Genomic DNA, 16,085 nt, shown 5'->3' with positions numbered 1-16,085 from the left:
ACTAACTTATTGGTTATCAGTCACTTTTGACTATTTCATTAATAAATATCAAAAAATTCGATCATATAAACCGATAGCATGCCGATACAAAACTCATAAATAATAAAAATATCAGGAACTGATCTATGTTAGAGAGATACCGAAATCAAAGTGTCGGAATCCAGTTAAAGCTGGTTATCACTTTGTGTCTATTCATTGCTTTCAGCAGTATTGCTGCGCTTGTTTACCGTAACGCTTCCGATGTTCTATTGGAAAGCACCCTTAAAGAGCACCAATCTAAAGTAGAGTCGATGGCTAAAACCATTGCTGGCCAATTCGATGCTTATCTGCATACCGCTAAAGTGCTCGAGTCCACTTTTCGTAATGGTTACCTTGCCGGTGTTTATGTCGAAAACTATACCGTTGATTTCATGGGTCATGAAATACCAAACATAACTCAATACAGTGAAAGCTTAATTAACGACACAAAGCTGGTCGATAGCTTCACACGTGATACCGGTGCTATCGCGACTTTATTCGCGCCTTTGGGAGATGACTTTATCCGTGTATCTACCTCACTAAAAGATCCTCAAGGTCAACGAGCAGTGGGAACCACACTAGGTCTCGACCACCCAGGTTATCAGCAACTAAAAGCTGGTCAGCCATATTACGCTCAAATAAAGTTGTACGGCGAACGCTACATTACCTATTACTCTCCAATTAAAGATGCAACAGGAAAAGTTGCAGGGTTATCGTTTATTGGTTTACCCGTAGATCAAGCAACACAAACGCTATTCGATGCGCTAGAGGAGATTAAATGGGGCGATACTGGCTATACCATCATTGTCGACAACGACGACAACAATCTTGGTAAGTACCTACTCCATCCGACTAAAAGTGCAACCGACCCTTCAATCACAGAAGTTCGTGACTACGAGGGTAATAAGCCTTTCCATAAAATTTTTGAACAAAAGAGCGGATTAATTCTCTACCCTTACCAATTCGGCTCAACAGTCGGCGAAAAGTACTTAGTGTTTACCGAAGTACCAGGCTGGAACTGGAAACTACTGGGTGGTACGTTCATCAAAGAAGTGACCAAAGGCAGTGATACACTACTCAAACTTATCGCCATCATTTCTTCGGTAGCAGCAATCATTACTTTTGTTGTACTGACACTTTTCTTGAATCGCAGCTTAAAACCTCTGACCGTTCTAAACTCCTATATGACTCGCTTGGCGGGCGGCGAGGTCAGCTTGAACGTCCCATCGTCTCGTAAGGCATCAAAAAATGAAATTACGAACCTGAATACGGGTGTCGCCAGTATGGCAAGTCAACTCAATGAACTTGTTGGTAAGATCCGTTCCACAAGCGACTTAGTAGAGAGCAACTCCAACAGCGTTGCCAATGATGCCCATAGCAATTTAACCCAAGCTGACCGCCAACAAGAAGAAGTAGAACAAGTGGTAACAGCAATCGAAGAGATGGCCTCTTCCGCTCAATCGGTGGCGCAGCAAGTAGAAAGCATTGCGGAAAACGTACGCTCCGCGAATACCGATAGTCAATCTGGTCTCTCGATTGTAGAAGGCGTATGTATCGATGTTGCTCAACTCAACGATCAGTTAGATCAATCAGCAGCGGCTATCGAGCAAGTCAATCGCGATAGTGAGAGTATTCAAACCGTCACGAAAATGATTGATGAGATTGCAGAGCAAACCAACCTACTTGCGTTGAATGCAGCCATTGAAGCCGCACGAGCAGGTGAGCAAGGTCGTGGCTTCGCAGTTGTAGCAGATGAAGTGCGTACACTTGCGCACCGTACACAAAGCTCAGTTCAGGATGTAGTTGAAATTATTGAGAAGCTAAAAGGCTCTACTCACAATGCAGTTAATATGATGACCGACAGCCAACGCAGTGCCAATCAGGTCTTAGACAAAGCACAAGACGCGGGTACAGCATTAGAAGCCATCGCAGTACAAGTCCAGTCGATAGCGTCTCAAGCCGACGCCATTGCTGCGACCTCAGAAGAGCAAGCGCAAGTATCCCAAGAAATTGCTGCAAATGCCCATTCTATCAGTGAACTAAACCGAGAAAGCCGCGGCACCAGCGCGAAAACCTCGCAAAGTGCCATTGAACTGCAACAACAAGCTCGGAACTTGAAAGAGCAAGTCGACTTCTTCCACTAATACTTAATAAGAGCCGATTCCATCGGCTCTTTTTGTTTCACTTGAGACCACGCTTTTTGATAGAATTTGCCGCCCTACTTTCTGTTCGAGATCGTCATGAACTATCAATGCCCTTTATGCCACCAAGCTCTAGCGTTAAATGAAAAAACGTTTAAGTGCGAAAACAATCATCAGTTTGACTTAGCAAAAGAAGGCTACGTTAACTTGATGCCAGCGCACCACAAACGTTCTAAAGATCCTGGTGACAATAAAGAGATGATGCAAGCTCGTCGTCGATTCCTTGAGGGGAATTACTACAACCCAATGCGCCAAGAGGTTGCGCAGCTGTGTGCGAAATACACAGAGGGAACCGATCATCAATTATTAGATATTGGTTGCGGCGAGGGTTACTACACTGATCAAGTGCAGAAGACGATACAAACGCAAACGGACAATGCGACGATATATGGATTGGACATTTCAAAAGTTGCGATTCGTTATGCGGCGAAGCGCTACACACAGTGTCACTTTAGCGTCGCTTCTAGCCATCGGCTCCCTTTCGCGAATGAATCCTTAGATGCTATTTTGCGCATTTATGCCCCTTGCAAGGCAGAAGAGCTTCAGCGCGTTGTAAAAGAGAACGGTGTGGTCATCACGGTGACACCTGCAAGCCGTCACTTATACCAACTACGTGAACGCATTTATCAAGATGTTCGTCTTCACAGTGAAGAGCCAGAACACATTGAAGGATATGAATTAGAGCACCAACAACATCTTAACTATGTTATGAATTTGAAGGACGGGGCCGCATTCGATTTATTGCAAATGACGCCATTCGCATGGAAAGCAACCGATGCACTTCGTGAAGAGTTGAAGTCCGCTACACTCTATCAGTGTGAGGCTGATTTTATGCTGCGCGTATATCGCAAAAAGTCCACTCAGTAATAATAGTGGTAGTCAATAAACGCAAATAGTTATCATTTATATTGATTCATTGCTCAGCCTCCATTAATATCATCCGGACATTTTTGGAGGCTTTTCAATGCGCTTTTCTATTTTAAGCTTGCTCTTTGCTGGCTTACTTACTGGTTGTTCTTCTGTTCCATCAACCAACTCTCACCCTACCTCTGCGGAAGTCACTACTTTTTACGACTACCAACTTTACACCCCTTCTGGCGAGCACATCGCTCTAAGCAAACTACCAAAAGAGCTGCGACAAGCAGATGTTATTCTTATTGGTGAATGGCACACACATGCCGGCGTTCATCGCTTTCAAACCGATATGCTCAAACAACTTTCATCTTATGACCGCCCACTCGCGTTATCAATGGAACAATTTACCCGCGACAAACAACCTGTTGTTGACGCTTACCTGCGTGGGGAAATCGGTGAACAGTACTTGATGAAACAAGCCAATGCTTGGCCCAATTATGAGAGCGACTATCGCCCTCTCGTTGAGTTTGCTAAGCAGAAAGATCTCCCGGTGATTGCAGCGAATGCACCAAAGGGCATTGTCCGATGTATTGGTCGTCAGGGGATAGACTACGTTAACAAGCTCGATGATGAGCAGCGAACGTTTATTGCAGAATCCATCAACACGGCCAGTAGTCCATACAAAGAGAAGTTTATGGCATCCATGCATCATGGGAAGCCAGAACAAACCGAGAAACAGTTTGCAGCTCAAGTAACTTGGGATGAAACCATGGCAGAGTCTATTGTTAACTACCTAAACACCAAACCAGGTGCTCAGGTTGTTCATGTCGCGGGTAAGTTTCATACCGAGCAAGGGTTAGGTACAGCTGCATCCATCTTAAGCCGCAACCCGAGCTTAAAAGTTGTTGTAATTAGCCCAACAGATAATGTGCTTGCTGATAATACTGATTATCAGTTAGAGGTTCTTGCACCACCAGTACGGTATGTACAAGATGCTCACCGCATGGCGGCATATCAACACCTCACTAAGCGCAATAGCGACCTTCAATGTAAGTAGCTGGTCTTCAATTTAAGTTACTGCCTTTTAGTTGCGCTGTAGCATCACACTGCTCCGAGTTCATAGAGTGACAACGGTCTGCTTCCTGCTGGTCTATTTTTTGCTAATGATCACGAATAGAAACCAGAAGCGGCAAAAGCAGACCTGTTTTTATCCAAATAGCTTCAGAAATAGACTTTGCCGCCGATAGTAATATAACTGCTTTTTACCGCACTCAGTGACCGAGTGTCGATGTTCCAAGGAGTATTCGATGAATCCAGTAGGAAGCACTTCTGTTAATAACTATGCCAAACAATCTGTCGCCTCTAAGCAAACAAGTATTGCACAAGAGGAAGGCAACGCTTCGCCGCTAAAAGTCGAACACAATAAGGTGACACTGTCTACGGAGGGCAAAGCGCTCCTCGCCGCTCTGCAGCAAATCGAACACGACAGTAAGAGAGTAGAAGCAGAAGATAAATCTGTTGGTGAAAAAGTGGAGTCCTTCACACATGGTGCACTTGGCATGGATCACCCTGACAAAATCGAGGAAGAAGAAGACGGCTCATACTCTGCGGGTCAATACCTTTCTGCGGCCCTCACTGTCGGTGGCATCATATTAGCGTTGGTCTAATAATCGTTACGACAATAAATCCTATTTGAATAAATCACTAACTGCAGCCCATAATTTGATACGTCAAAGAACGATATGTCGTAAACGTAGGTTATATACTCCTCAATTCGACCGCTCTTATGACCTTAGAACGCATACTCGTTTATTGCTCCCTAAACTAGGTTTCTTGTGAAGGCACTGAATGGATAACTTTAGTCCATGCTTTCAACTCCTAAGCGTAATCCAAGCCCACGTTTGTGGGCTTTCTTCTTTCTAAATTCACAAACGTTAGAGGCTGATTCACTTTTTCTACAAACCCAAGCAAAGACGACAATTTAGTTAAACTTTTATTACCGACACAAAATCGTCATAAATCATTGTTTTAATGCCAGCGCTTTCAATAAACAAGGAAAATATAATGAAGCGCTTAGTATCTCCAATCGTTACCGCAGTGGCAGCATCAACCCTCTCTTTTAATGCACTCTCGGCCGAAATCAAAAACGTTATTTTGATGATCGGCGATGGCATGGGGCCTCAACAAGTTGGTCTACTAGAGACCTACGCCAAACACGCACCTAACTCGATTTACAAAGGCGAAACTACCGCTTTGTATAAACTCGCTCAAGAAGGTGTCATTGGCTCTTCACTGACTAATCCAGAAGACGCGATTGTCGTCGACTCTGCGTGCTCCGCAACGATGCTAGCAACAGGAATACCTACCGCTTCTGAAGTCATTGGCATTGATAGCCAAGGCAACCACGTTGAAACCATTTTGGAAAAAGCCAAAAGCAAAGGTAAGGCTACGGGTCTCGTCTCTGATACACGTATGACTCATGCAACGCCAGCCGCATTTGCCGCTCATCAACCACACCGTTCTCTAGAAAACAGTATTGCGGCGGACATGCTAGAAACTGGCGTTGACGTGATGATGTCTGGCGGACTTCGTCATTGGATTCCAAAGTCGACAAACGACAAGGGAGAGACATACGAGCAACTTGAAAAGCTCACTGAAGGTAATGTCTACCTAAAGTCGAAACGTAAAGATGAGCGCAACTTGCTTACTGAGGCGCAAGACCAAGGTTACAACCTGGCTTTCAGCCGCGATATGCTCACACAAGCTAAAGGTGACAAATTACTTGGACTTTTTGCTTACTCGGGCATGAACGATGGTATTGCCTACAGCCAAAGCAAAAACGATCCAAAACGTACGCAGCCATCACTGGAAGAAATGACCACCAAAGCAATCGACATTCTTTCAAAAGACAAAGACGGCTTTTTCTTGATGGTTGAAGGCGGTCAAATTGACTGGGCTGGCCACAGTAACGATGCGGGTACGATGCTGCATGAAATGATCAAGTTCGACGAAGCGGTAGACTCGGTTTATGAGTGGGCAAAAGGCCGTGATGACACACTGATCATTGTTACCGCTGACCACGAGACCGGTTCTTTCGGCTTTAGTTACTCATCAGCAAACTTGCCTAAACCGCAAAAACGCGACGGCGAAGCATTCAAAAATCAAGATTACGCGCCAAACTTCAACTTTGGTCAGTTCGAAATCCTCGATGGTTTATACAACCAGAAGAAAAGCTACTACGGTATGATCAGCGAATTCCAAGCGCTTGATAAGAAAGCTCAAACACCAGAGAAGTTTGCAGAGATTGTGAATGCAAATAGCGCTTTTTCGATTACGCCTGAGCAAGCAGAACGCGTATTAGCAAGTAAACCAAATCCATACCGACTCGCTGGACACAAATACTTAAGCGAAGAGAACGTTCCTACAATCAATGACTTTGATGCGTTCTTTCCTTACAACGACCGTGGCAACTTGCTAGCTCGTGAGCATGCAACAAAGCAAAACACCGTATGGGGAACGGGTACTCATACGCATACCCCAGTCAACGTATTTGCTTGGGGACCGGCAGAAACTATCCTTCCAGTATCAAAAATCATGCACCACTCTCAGTTAGGTGAGTACTTAAAGCAACAAATCAAATAATCGGCTTGCACTTACTTCACGACTCGTGAAGTTCAAACGCTCTCGTAAGGGAGCGTTTTTTTATGCATGAAAATAGTTGACGTTTTAAACAATAAACCTCAATAATTATAGGTCTTTGATTATATGAATGAAGAAAATGTGCGAAATATTTGCTAAGCAGCCCCAAGACAACTATCAGTTCATCACCCGCTCTATCCGTATTGATGGTCACGCCACAAGTGTAAAACTTGAAGCAAGCTTTTGGACGATTCTTGAGGAAATTGCTAACGCTCAAAACATGACTGTTCCTAAGTTTATTAGTACGGTCTATCTAGAAGCGCTCGAATACAATGGTGAAGTAAACAACTTTGCCTCCCTACTCCGCTGCGCCTGTCTCACTTACGCTCGCCAGCCTAAAGAGACGATTCGTCAAGCACTTGCACAACTAAACACTTAATAACAACCAACCGCTGACCAACCTACCAATAACCTTCATAAGCTATGCAACAGAGTGGTAAGCCATTGAACATGTTCTAATTTGTCGTACTAGAGTACTACCCAGACTCCTTTTGAACTCGCTAACCTATGCGGACTATCAAGGAGTACCCATGACAAAAATGATTCATACCATGATCCGAGTCAGCGATCTGGACCGTTCTCTACAATTTTACCGCGACGTACTTGAGCTAGAAATCAAAGACCAATACATCTTTGATGGTTTTTCTCTGACCTATCTAGCCAACGAAGAAACTGGCTTTGAATTAGAGTTGACACACAATCACGATCAAACTGAGCCTTACACTCACGGCTCAGGCTACGGTCACCTTGCTGTCAGCGTAGAGGACATCGAACAAACTCACAAACGCATTAAATCTCTCGGTATTGAAGCGGGTGACATCAAAGCCTTTGATCACCAACAAAAACATTTGGCAACGTTCTTTTTTGTGACTGATCCTGATGGTTACAAAATTGAGTTCTTACAACGCCAAGGGCGTTACCTATAACAAAAAGAGTAAACATCATGATTCACTTGACTGCTACCTTTCACGCACAACCGGGAAAAGAACAGGAACTGAAAGCAGTGCTCACCCGAGCACTTGAACCCACTCGCAATGAGGAAGGTTGTGTTCGTTATCAGTTATTCCAAGATAAAGACAATGCGTGCCACTTCGTTTTTCAAGAGCAATTTAAAGACCAACAAGCGTTCGATCTTCATGGTAAAACAGAACACTTTTCTCTTTTGATTAGCCAAATCGACAACTTGTTAGAATGCGAACCGAAATTGGCGTTCTTTAACGAACTGTAAAAACACCGCTTAATGCAAATAAAAAGGCACTCTTTACTAGAGTGCCTTTTCGTACTGTTGTGGCTGTGATTACGCGTCTTGCTTCTCTACCATGTGCAAATGCACATCTTGTTGTGGGAAAGGAATCGAAATGCCTTCTCGGTCAAAGCGCAGTTTCACTTCTTTTGTCACATCCCAATACACGTCCCAATAATCATCAGTTTTTACCCAAGGACGAACAATAAAGTCTACAGATGATGTGTTTAACGTATGCACTTTGATCATCGGCTCTGGTGTACGAAGTACTGCAGGGTGAGAAGTAATGATATCAGACAGCACTGACTCGGCTTTCAGCAAGTCATCCGCATAGCCAATGCCAAACACCATATCCACACGGCGAATGCGCTCGTGTGTGACGTTCTTAATCACATCTCCCCAAATTTTACTGTTAGGTACAATAATAATTTGGTTATCAAACGTACGGATTGTGGTGTTCACCAAACTCATATGGCTTACCTTACCATCCACGCCACCAGCATACACAAAGTCACCAACATCAAATGGGCGGTAAATAAGCAACATCATACCCGCCGCGAAGTTGGACAAGGTGTCTTGCAAAGCGAAGCCGATAATCACACCAGCAATACCAAAACCAGTTAGGATCGGTGCTAGGTTCAATCCAAGCTGAGATAGGCCCACCATGATACCAATCACCCACACGAATTTGCCGGACATTGATATAAAGAAATCCTGCATCAAGTGTGAGAGCTTTAAGTTTTTCGATGAAACCGCCTTGCTGACCACTTTGCGCGTTAACTTCGCGAGCCCACGAGCGATCAATAAAATCAGCGCAAATACAAACAACTGGAAAATGTGCTGCGGCGCATTTTCGGCAAACCAGTCTAGCGCAGAGTTGGACCAATGGCTCAGTATTGACCACACTACTTTGGTATTCAGCAAGTCATGGGTGATATTCCCTGTCACTTCGAAAATTTGGCGTTTGTATTCGGACGTTTCTAAACCGACTTTATCGCCAATCGAAATTAAATTGCGTAGGCTTTCCGTCGCAATATTCAGTCTTTGTTTAGTAATAAGCTGACTTAGCTGCAGTGACGCTTTTTCCGATTCAGGGCTTGACGAAAGTTGAGAGCCGATGATCTCACTTTGCTGACTCAAGTACTCAATTGAGGCAGACAGCAAACGCATGCGTTTATCAACTTTATCCTTTAGTTCCGCTTCTGCGCGCTCATTTTGAGCCCCTAACTCTTTCAGCCAAGCAAGGTTTTGCCAACTTGAATCGAAGCTGACATCGAGGTAATGCTGTAACTCTCGGTAATCATTTACAAGAGCAAGTTTCTCTTCATCCTTGGCTTTATTTAAATCTTCAACGACTTTCTTTATTTTTTCCGACAGATAGTTCGTGGCGTCCTCAGAGTATTTTTCCTGCTTTTTAACCAAGGAGATCAATTTGTCACGAGGGATAGTTTCACGTTCAATCGCTGATGCTAACTGACTTCTTAACTCTTCATTTTTTTGGAACAGCTGCAGTTGAAGCGCGTCGCGCTCATCACCACTCGCTTGCGAGAGACCTTGGGATAAATCCACAATTTCTCGATTCAAGTTATCAATAGAAGTTTCGGCAGCAGAGGGCTCTGGCGTATCCTGAATATCTTTCGCATTGATGACCATCGGGGCCATCATACCGAGGATGAGCGCGAATAATGCCACCCAAGATGTCAGGCGTATTTTCTGGGGGAAATGAAACGTCATGTTTACCTCTTAGGGAACAGTTCTGATCAAAACGACCAAGAATAGAAGTGTAAAGCCTTGAAATTATATACCTAAGTTTACAACACTAAATAATAAACTGAGCAGCATTTCGTTAGTTGGGCGTCAAAGTTGAGAAACCCAATAACAAACAAGCCTTTCATTATTAGATGAAAGGCTTGTTTACATTTAACTACGGGCGATTGGGGTGATTCAGAATGTGGTCTTCCCAATCCACTACATCAATCTCGTATACCACTTTATTGCGGACACTTTCGCCCGCCGCGTGCATCGCAGATTTAGAGCCCGTAATCAACGGATGCCATTCTGGTAAAGGCTGTTTTTCAGCCAACAGGCGGTAAGCGCACGTATGCGGCAGCCAAGTAAAATCGTCAATGTCTTCGCGCGTCAGCTTGGTGCACTCTTCACCCGAAGTAAAACGATTTGGGTAATCCTTACAAGAACACGTTTTGCTATTTAACCAGCTACAGGCCACATTGGTGTAATAGATTTCGTCGGTATCTTCGTCCATTAGCTTATGCAGGCAACATTTACCACAACCATCACAGAGAGATTCCCATTCCTCTTCTGTCATCTGCTCTAACGATTTACTTTGCCAAAATGGAGTGCTCATACTTCAGGTCTCACCAAGGGAATTTAGGGGGCGATTTATACCCCTCTCGACGCAAAAGTTCAAGTTTTGAGAAGATCTCGAATCATTCACACATAACAGTAGAGATATTCAACTACTTTCGCTTTACTGTTCTATCCTTAAACGAGTTTCCATTACTCAATTGATCAAGAAGGCATTAAGGAGTTTTCATGGGTATTATTTCTTGGATTATTTTGGGCTTAATCGCCGGTGCACTCGCAAAATGGCTCATGCCAGGAAAAGATGGGGGTGGCTGGATTGCGACAATGCTACTCGGTATTGCTGGGGCGTTTGTCGGCGGCTTTCTTGGCGGTATTCTGGGTTTCGGCGGGGCAACTGGCGTAAATATCGGTAGCATCATCACCGCAACGCTAGGCGCATTTATTCTGCTGTTTGTTTACAACCGCTTCTTGAGATGATCACAACGGTTTAGAAGCCAAAAGGAGCACTCTATTGAGTGCTCCTTTTTATTTTTTCTTAAGCGACTCTTCCAATCCACGTCAAAATGACCATAATTGCCCCCTCAATTTTTAAGAGGTTTACATTATGGATTGTCGATTAGGATGCGGAGCTTGCTGTATTGCGCCAAGTATCTCTTCACCGATACCTGGAATGCCCAAGGGCAAACCAGCAGGTGTTCGTTGCATACAACTCAACGATGATAATTTGTGTAAACTGTTTGGTAAGCCTGAGCGCCCTAACGTTTGTCACGATTTTAAACCGTGTCCGGTTGTGTGTGGCAAAACCAACCAAGAAGCGCTCGACAACATCACTGAGCTAGAGCAACTTACTTAATCTATTCAGAGCCCCCGTTTAGTCGTTACCAAGCTCTCGTAAGTACAAGTAGATGGTATCGCGCGAAATGCCAAGATGGTTTGCAACCATTAAAACAGCATCTTTGTATTTAAAAATGCCTAAGCCGTGCAGTCGCGTCACCAGTTCACGGTTACGTTTAGAAGGCGCAATGGCTTCATTTTCCCACACTTCTGTTTGCACGGTTTCTATCGTACTGATGATGGTTTCATCGATATTACGCGCAAACGTTTCTGGTGATCGAGCGCCACCAACACAACACTCGGTGTGTTGCTGAGGCAGCATTGCCTTTAAAAACGCCTGCATCGGTGCATCCATATCTACGTTGATACACAGCAAACCAATCGGTTTGTTTTTTGGATTTCTGACAATGGTCGTAATGGAGTGCAAGGTCTTTCCGTTCGACGTTTTCGTCAGGTACGAATCAGAAACGTCCTTGCCCTCTCTTAACTTCATTCTCGCTAAGTTGGTAATTGGGGCACCTTCACTGCGTTCCGTCACGTGCCCATTTGCGATTTTGATGATTTCCGGCGCTTCGGCATCTAAGCTGTGGAGAACCACTTCAGTGTGTTCACCATACATACGTGCAATGCCATCCACGACGTTTTTCATAGAGTTCAAAATATCGAGATCACTCTTGGTGAGTTTCTTTAGTAGCAATGTTACTTCCCTTAGCAAAAACTGGAGGTTAGGCCGACATAATATCGATAATAGATTTGTCAGTATAGGGCATACCGAAACGAACCATTGAGCCAACATTTCTTATCGTTTGCTCAACTTCTTCGCCTACTATACCTTGATTCTTAACACTGTGGTTACCCATCGCCATCAAATATGAGCGCACCGCCGTTGTCGACGAAGTACACACTTTCATCGCACAAGAGGACTTCGCACCATCGCACACCATACCTGAACTGTCGCTGATGACGTTTTGAATGGCGTAGCATGATTGCTCGAATGTACCACCAGCTAAATACACCAGCGCCATAGAAGCTGCCGCACTGGTAACAGTGTTGCCACAAAATGCGGATAACGGTGGGTAATAAGATTTGATGTAAATAGCCCCTAAATGACTCATGATCAACGCGCGAGCCAGCTGTTCTTCGTCGTTTTGAAATGCTTCTGCGGCAACTACAACTGGCATTGTAGCGGCAATACCTTGGTTCCCACTGCCGAAATTGCTCATGGCTGGCAACGTCGCCCCTCCCATGCGAGCATCAGACGCCGCTGATGTCATCATCTGTATACGACTCATTAAGTCATTGCCCAATAAGCCTTGCTCGATGTTGCCTTTTAGCGTGCGTCCAATTTCTAGGCCGTAACCTCGGTCGATACCCTCTTGAGCCAGCAAGGTATTAAGCTCTGCAGCTTGGAGAATGAATTTGATCTCTTCAAAAGGTGCTTGAGTGGCAAACTCATAGATTTGTTTGATCGAAATATCCACACCTTCACAAACGGAAGCGGTCGCAACGCGTTGCTGTGATGGGGCATCAAAAATCACGTCGCCATTACGCATGATCTGGAGAATGTTGGTGTGACCGCCACTGATCGTGACCGAAACAACATCGTCACCAGAGGAGAGCGTTACGTTGCAATAAATGAATTCTTGCGTATCCATGCGCGCTACGGTTACTCGCTCTTCATCTATCAATTTTTGCGCAGCAGCGACATCCTGCTCATTAATCCGAGCCAACACTTCCAGTTCTGCTGTTGGGTCACCGGCTAATGCACCAACTGAGGCGGCAATTTTGAGGCCTATCTTGCCCGTTCCGGGTACGAAAACACCCATCGAGTTTTTAAATAGGTTGTCTGAAACACGCACCTCTATCGCATCAATATCGGATGCGCCCAACTCTTTTCTAGCAACTGCTGCCGCGTACGCAGCAGCAATGGGTTCTGTACATCCTAATGCAGGTTTCACGACTCGCTTAATGATTTGGATATATTGTGTCCATTGCTGGTTCATGCTCTGTTCTCCGTATTACTTTTTATGAGCAATCGCTTCGACTTCAATTAACACGCCAAGAGGTAAATCTTTCACTGCGAAGCAACTGCGTGCCGGACAATCTTGTTGGAAAAACTCTGCGTAGACCTTGTTAAACTCGGCAAAGTCATTAATATTCGATAGGTAACACGTTGTTTTTAAAACAGTATCGATACTGCCACCACCAGCCTCTAAAACGTGCTTCAAGTTAGTAAGAGATTGATGACTTTGTGCACTGATGCCGCCTTCAACTACTTTTCCTGTTGCCTTATCAACGGGTAATTGGCCAGAAGTAAAAATCAAATCGCCATAGCTAGTGCCATGTGAATAAGGTCCGATAGCAGCAGGCGCGTGTTCAGATGAAATCAATTTTTTCATTTTTAAATCCTCACATAAATTTTATTTTTTATTAAGAAGTTTCTAATTTAACTTCCGTATTAGCGTTATTTTTTCAATTAAATATGAACCAAACAACTAGATCAGATCACAAAATTCGTTAAAAACTCCAATTTATTTGAACTTCCTCGCCAAGATCTCAAATTTATCTGAATTTTCCACAAAAAAATTGGTGATATACATTTTCTCAATTAAATTTGAGAAAAATTCATACTAACAAGAGAAACAATAAAATGAGCGTGACAGCACCTACACAAACCTTACCCATCGGTAAAGAGCCACCGCACGTAAAAGCAGGCATGGCCCTAGATGAGTGGAAAGCCGCGATCAAGTTTGATAGCACAGACTGGGGATGGGTGATCATGAGTATCGGCATGGCAATCGGCGCCGGTATTGTTTTTTTACCAGTAAAAGTTGGCGTATTGGGCCTTTGGGTATTCTTGGCCTCTGCCGTAATCGGCTACCCAGCGATGTACTTGTTCCAACGCCTTTTCATCAACACTCTCTCAAGTTCACCAAAGTGCCAAGATTACGCTGGCGTCATTTCCGGCTACCTTGGTAACAAATGGGGGGCGTTATTAGGTGTGCTCTACTTCATCATGTTGGTGATTTGGGTCTTTGTTTACTCAACAGCTATCAACAATGACTCGGCATCTTTCCTACATAGTTTTGGCATCACGGAAGGTTTATTGTCTGAAAACCCGCTATATGGTCTGGCTTTAGTGTGCGCGCTGGTCGCTATTGCATCTCGTGGTGAAAAGATTTTGTTTAAGGTCAGTACTGGTCTTGTACTGATTAAACTTTGTACCGTTGCATTACTTGGCGTCATGATGATCGAAAAATGGGATGTAGCGAATGTCGGTGCAATTCCAGAAACAGGCGCTGGTTTGAAAGATGCAATTGAGCTACTGCCGTTTACTCTAACGTCTATTCTCTTCATTCAAAGCTTGAGCCCAATGGTGATCTCATACCGATCAAAAGAAAAATCGATTGAGGTTGCTCGCTTTAAAGCCATGCGCGCAATGAAAATTGCTTTCGGTATCTTGTTTGTGACGGTCTTTTTCTACGCGATTTCCTTTACGCTTGCGATGTCACATGAACAAGCGGTTAAAGCAGCAGAAGAGAACATCTCTGCTCTTGCGATGGTTGCGCAAGGCATGGACGGCACGACGCTAAAACTAATGAGTTTGATGCTGAATATTTTCTCAGTAATGACAGCGTTTTTTGGCGTGTACTTAGGTTTCCGCGATTCTTGCCAAGGTCTAGCGATGCTGGCTCTAAAAAAGGTCATGCCTGAAGATAAGATCAATAAAGACTTAGTCACCAAGGGAATCATTCTCTTTGCGATTCTCATGGCGTGGGGTGCAATTGTATTGAATCTACCAGTTCTGAGCTTCACATCAGTATGTAGCCCTATCTTTGGTTTGATTGGCTGTTTGATTCCAGCTTACCTTGTCTACCAAGTGCCTTCTTTACACAAATACAAAGGCGCGTCGCTTTACTTGATTATTGCGACTGGTATTTTGTTGTGCGTATCACCTTTCGTCGCATTTAGCTAAAACCTACTTTGCCTTGGCTGTTACTCAGGTAGTGATGGCCAAGGCAAACTTAAAATTCAACCTCTCCTCTCCTTGCTTTTCTCTCATCCTTGAGAACTCTTGCCACATACCGTCCTATTTGCAGTCTTTACGAGACCTCCCTCACACTTAATTGACAATTCTCGACTATGTTCAGCGGGTCATTTAAGTAGAAATTAGGAAATAACATGAACAAGTATTTAGCAGAGGCTTTTGGTACGTTCTGGCTAGTATTAGGCGGTTGCGGTAGCGCAGTGTTGGCTGCAGGTTTCCCAGACGTGGGTATTGGTCTGCTGGGCGTTGCTCTGGCCTTTGGTTTAACCGTTTTAACCATGGCATTTGCAATCGGTCATATTTCAGGTTGTCACTTGAACCCGGCAGTGACGGTTGGTCTTTGGGCTGGCGGTCGTTTTGAGACAAAAGACGTTGCGCCTTACATCATCGCACAAGTGCTCGGCGGGCTGATCGCTGGTGGCATTCTTTATGTCATCGCGACAGGACAAGCTGGATTCGATGTTGTGGGTTCTGGCTTTGCCGCCAATGGTTATGGTGAACACTCGCCGGGTCAGTACTCCATGCTTGCTGCGCTAGTTTCTGAAGTTGTAATGACGATGATGTTCCTTATCGTAATCATGGGGGCGACAGACAAACGTGCACCTCAAGGTTTTGCACCTATAGCGATTGGTTTGTGTCTGACTCTTATTCACCTGATCAGCATTCCTGTCACAAACACCTCAGTAAACCCGGCTCGTAGTACAGCAGTCGCAATGTATGTGGGTGACTGGGCAGTTTCTCAATTATGGCTGTTCTGGGTTGCGCCTATTTTGGGTGGTGTACTTGGTGCAGTTATCTACAAAAACCTTCTTGGTAAAGAATCGAACGATTAATCGTTCTCAACTCCCAAAATCAAAAAAGC

At 44.4% G+C, this 16,085-nt stretch carries 17 protein-coding genes; 12 read left to right on the top strand and 5 right to left on the bottom strand.

Going from position 1 to position 16,085, the window contains the following annotated elements; genetic code table 11:
• Positions 1–125: 125 nt before the first annotated feature.
• From FR741_RS04940 to FR741_RS04905, 8 genes are all read left to right on the top strand, one after another.
• On the top strand, positions 126–2,162 hold the full coding sequence (locus FR741_RS04940; RefSeq protein ID WP_167426355.1) for a methyl-accepting chemotaxis protein: 2,037 nt from the start codon (positions 126–128) through the stop codon (positions 2,160–2,162).
• A 96-nt stretch (positions 2,163–2,258) separates the two neighbouring features.
• On the top strand, positions 2,259–3,086 hold the full coding sequence (rlmA, locus tag FR741_RS04935; protein WP_167426354.1) for a 23S rRNA (guanine(745)-N(1))-methyltransferase: 828 nt from the start codon (positions 2,259–2,261) through the stop codon (positions 3,084–3,086).
• Between the two features lie 97 nt (positions 3,087–3,183).
• Positions 3,184–4,131 carry a ChaN family lipoprotein gene (locus FR741_RS04930; RefSeq protein ID WP_167426353.1) on the top strand — a complete coding sequence of 316 codons (948 nt, stop codon included), beginning with the start codon at positions 3,184–3,186 and terminating at the stop codon, positions 4,129–4,131.
• A gap of 250 nt (positions 4,132–4,381) precedes the next feature.
• Complete coding sequence (locus FR741_RS04925; RefSeq protein ID WP_005397250.1) at positions 4,382–4,741, top strand: hypothetical protein; 360 nt, start codon at positions 4,382–4,384, stop codon at positions 4,739–4,741.
• Positions 4,742–5,138: 397 nt separating this feature from the next.
• Entirely contained in the window at positions 5,139–6,716 is a 1,578-nt protein-coding gene (locus FR741_RS04920; RefSeq protein ID WP_167426352.1) for an alkaline phosphatase, read from the top strand.
• Between the two features lie 136 nt (positions 6,717–6,852).
• Positions 6,853–7,152, top strand: coding sequence for a ribbon-helix-helix domain-containing protein (locus FR741_RS04915; protein ID WP_047010120.1), 300 nt, complete (start codon positions 6,853–6,855; stop codon positions 7,150–7,152).
• Positions 7,153–7,303: 151 nt separating this feature from the next.
• Positions 7,304–7,699 carry a VOC family protein gene (locus FR741_RS04910; RefSeq protein WP_005397245.1) on the top strand — a complete coding sequence of 132 codons (396 nt, stop codon included), beginning with the start codon at positions 7,304–7,306 and terminating at the stop codon, positions 7,697–7,699.
• Positions 7,700–7,716: 17 nt separating this feature from the next.
• Positions 7,717–8,001: a putative quinol monooxygenase gene (locus tag FR741_RS04905; protein ID WP_065645039.1), complete on the top strand. Its 285-nt coding sequence runs from the start codon at positions 7,717–7,719 to the stop codon at positions 7,999–8,001.
• Positions 8,002–8,070: 69 nt separating this feature from the next.
• On the opposite strand, the gene FR741_RS04900 is transcribed toward FR741_RS04905, so the two are convergent.
• Entirely contained in the window at positions 8,071–9,669 is a 1,599-nt protein-coding gene (locus FR741_RS04900; RefSeq protein ID WP_005397241.1) for a mechanosensitive ion channel family protein, read from the bottom strand.
• A gap of 271 nt (positions 9,670–9,940) precedes the next feature.
• Positions 9,941–10,381 carry a YcgN family cysteine cluster protein gene (locus FR741_RS04895; RefSeq protein ID WP_005384948.1) on the bottom strand — a complete coding sequence of 147 codons (441 nt, stop codon included), beginning with the start codon at positions 10,379–10,381 and terminating at the stop codon, positions 9,941–9,943.
• A gap of 188 nt (positions 10,382–10,569) precedes the next feature.
• Between FR741_RS04895 and FR741_RS04890 the strand changes: the two genes are divergently transcribed.
• Positions 10,570–10,818, top strand: a complete 249-nt coding sequence (locus FR741_RS04890) for a GlsB/YeaQ/YmgE family stress response membrane protein (protein ID WP_005397239.1) — start codon at positions 10,570–10,572, stop codon at positions 10,816–10,818.
• Positions 10,819–10,945: 127 nt separating this feature from the next.
• The gene (locus FR741_RS04885) at positions 10,946–11,194 is read left to right on the top strand and encodes a YkgJ family cysteine cluster protein (protein ID WP_167426351.1); all 249 of its coding nucleotides are present in this window, start codon (positions 10,946–10,948) and stop codon (positions 11,192–11,194) included.
• Positions 11,195–11,212: 18 nt separating this feature from the next.
• On the opposite strand, the gene FR741_RS04880 is transcribed toward FR741_RS04885, so the two are convergent.
• The 3 genes from FR741_RS04880 to FR741_RS04870 are packed head-to-tail and all read right to left on the bottom strand — an operon-like array spanning position 11,213 to position 13,574.
• Complete coding sequence (locus FR741_RS04880; RefSeq protein ID WP_005397228.1) at positions 11,213–11,872, bottom strand: helix-turn-helix transcriptional regulator; 660 nt, start codon at positions 11,870–11,872, stop codon at positions 11,213–11,215.
• A gap of 28 nt (positions 11,873–11,900) precedes the next feature.
• Positions 11,901–13,178: an L-cysteine desulfidase family protein gene (locus FR741_RS04875; RefSeq protein ID WP_167426350.1), complete on the bottom strand. Its 1,278-nt coding sequence runs from the start codon at positions 13,176–13,178 to the stop codon at positions 11,901–11,903.
• A gap of 15 nt (positions 13,179–13,193) precedes the next feature.
• A complete protein-coding gene (locus tag FR741_RS04870; protein WP_005397224.1) occupies positions 13,194–13,574 on the bottom strand; it encodes a RidA family protein in 381 nt (126 codons plus the stop codon).
• A 317-nt stretch (positions 13,575–13,891) separates the two neighbouring features.
• On the opposite strand from FR741_RS04870, the gene FR741_RS04865 reads away from it, so the two are divergent.
• Both FR741_RS04865 and aqpZ read left to right on the top strand, forming a co-directional pair.
• Entirely contained in the window at positions 13,892–15,151 is a 1,260-nt protein-coding gene (locus tag FR741_RS04865; protein ID WP_031780611.1) for an SLC5/6 family protein, read from the top strand.
• A gap of 206 nt (positions 15,152–15,357) precedes the next feature.
• Positions 15,358–16,056 carry an aquaporin Z gene (aqpZ, locus tag FR741_RS04860; protein WP_053808790.1) on the top strand — a complete coding sequence of 233 codons (699 nt, stop codon included), beginning with the start codon at positions 15,358–15,360 and terminating at the stop codon, positions 16,054–16,056.
• Positions 16,057–16,085: the final 29 nt, after the last annotated feature.

The organism is Vibrio diabolicus (genome assembly GCF_011801455.1).
Classification (GTDB): Bacteria; Pseudomonadota; Gammaproteobacteria; order Enterobacterales; family Vibrionaceae; genus Vibrio; species Vibrio diabolicus.
The sequence above is the reverse complement of the archived record's forward strand: the minus strand, read 5'-3'. Positions and strand labels throughout refer to the sequence as shown.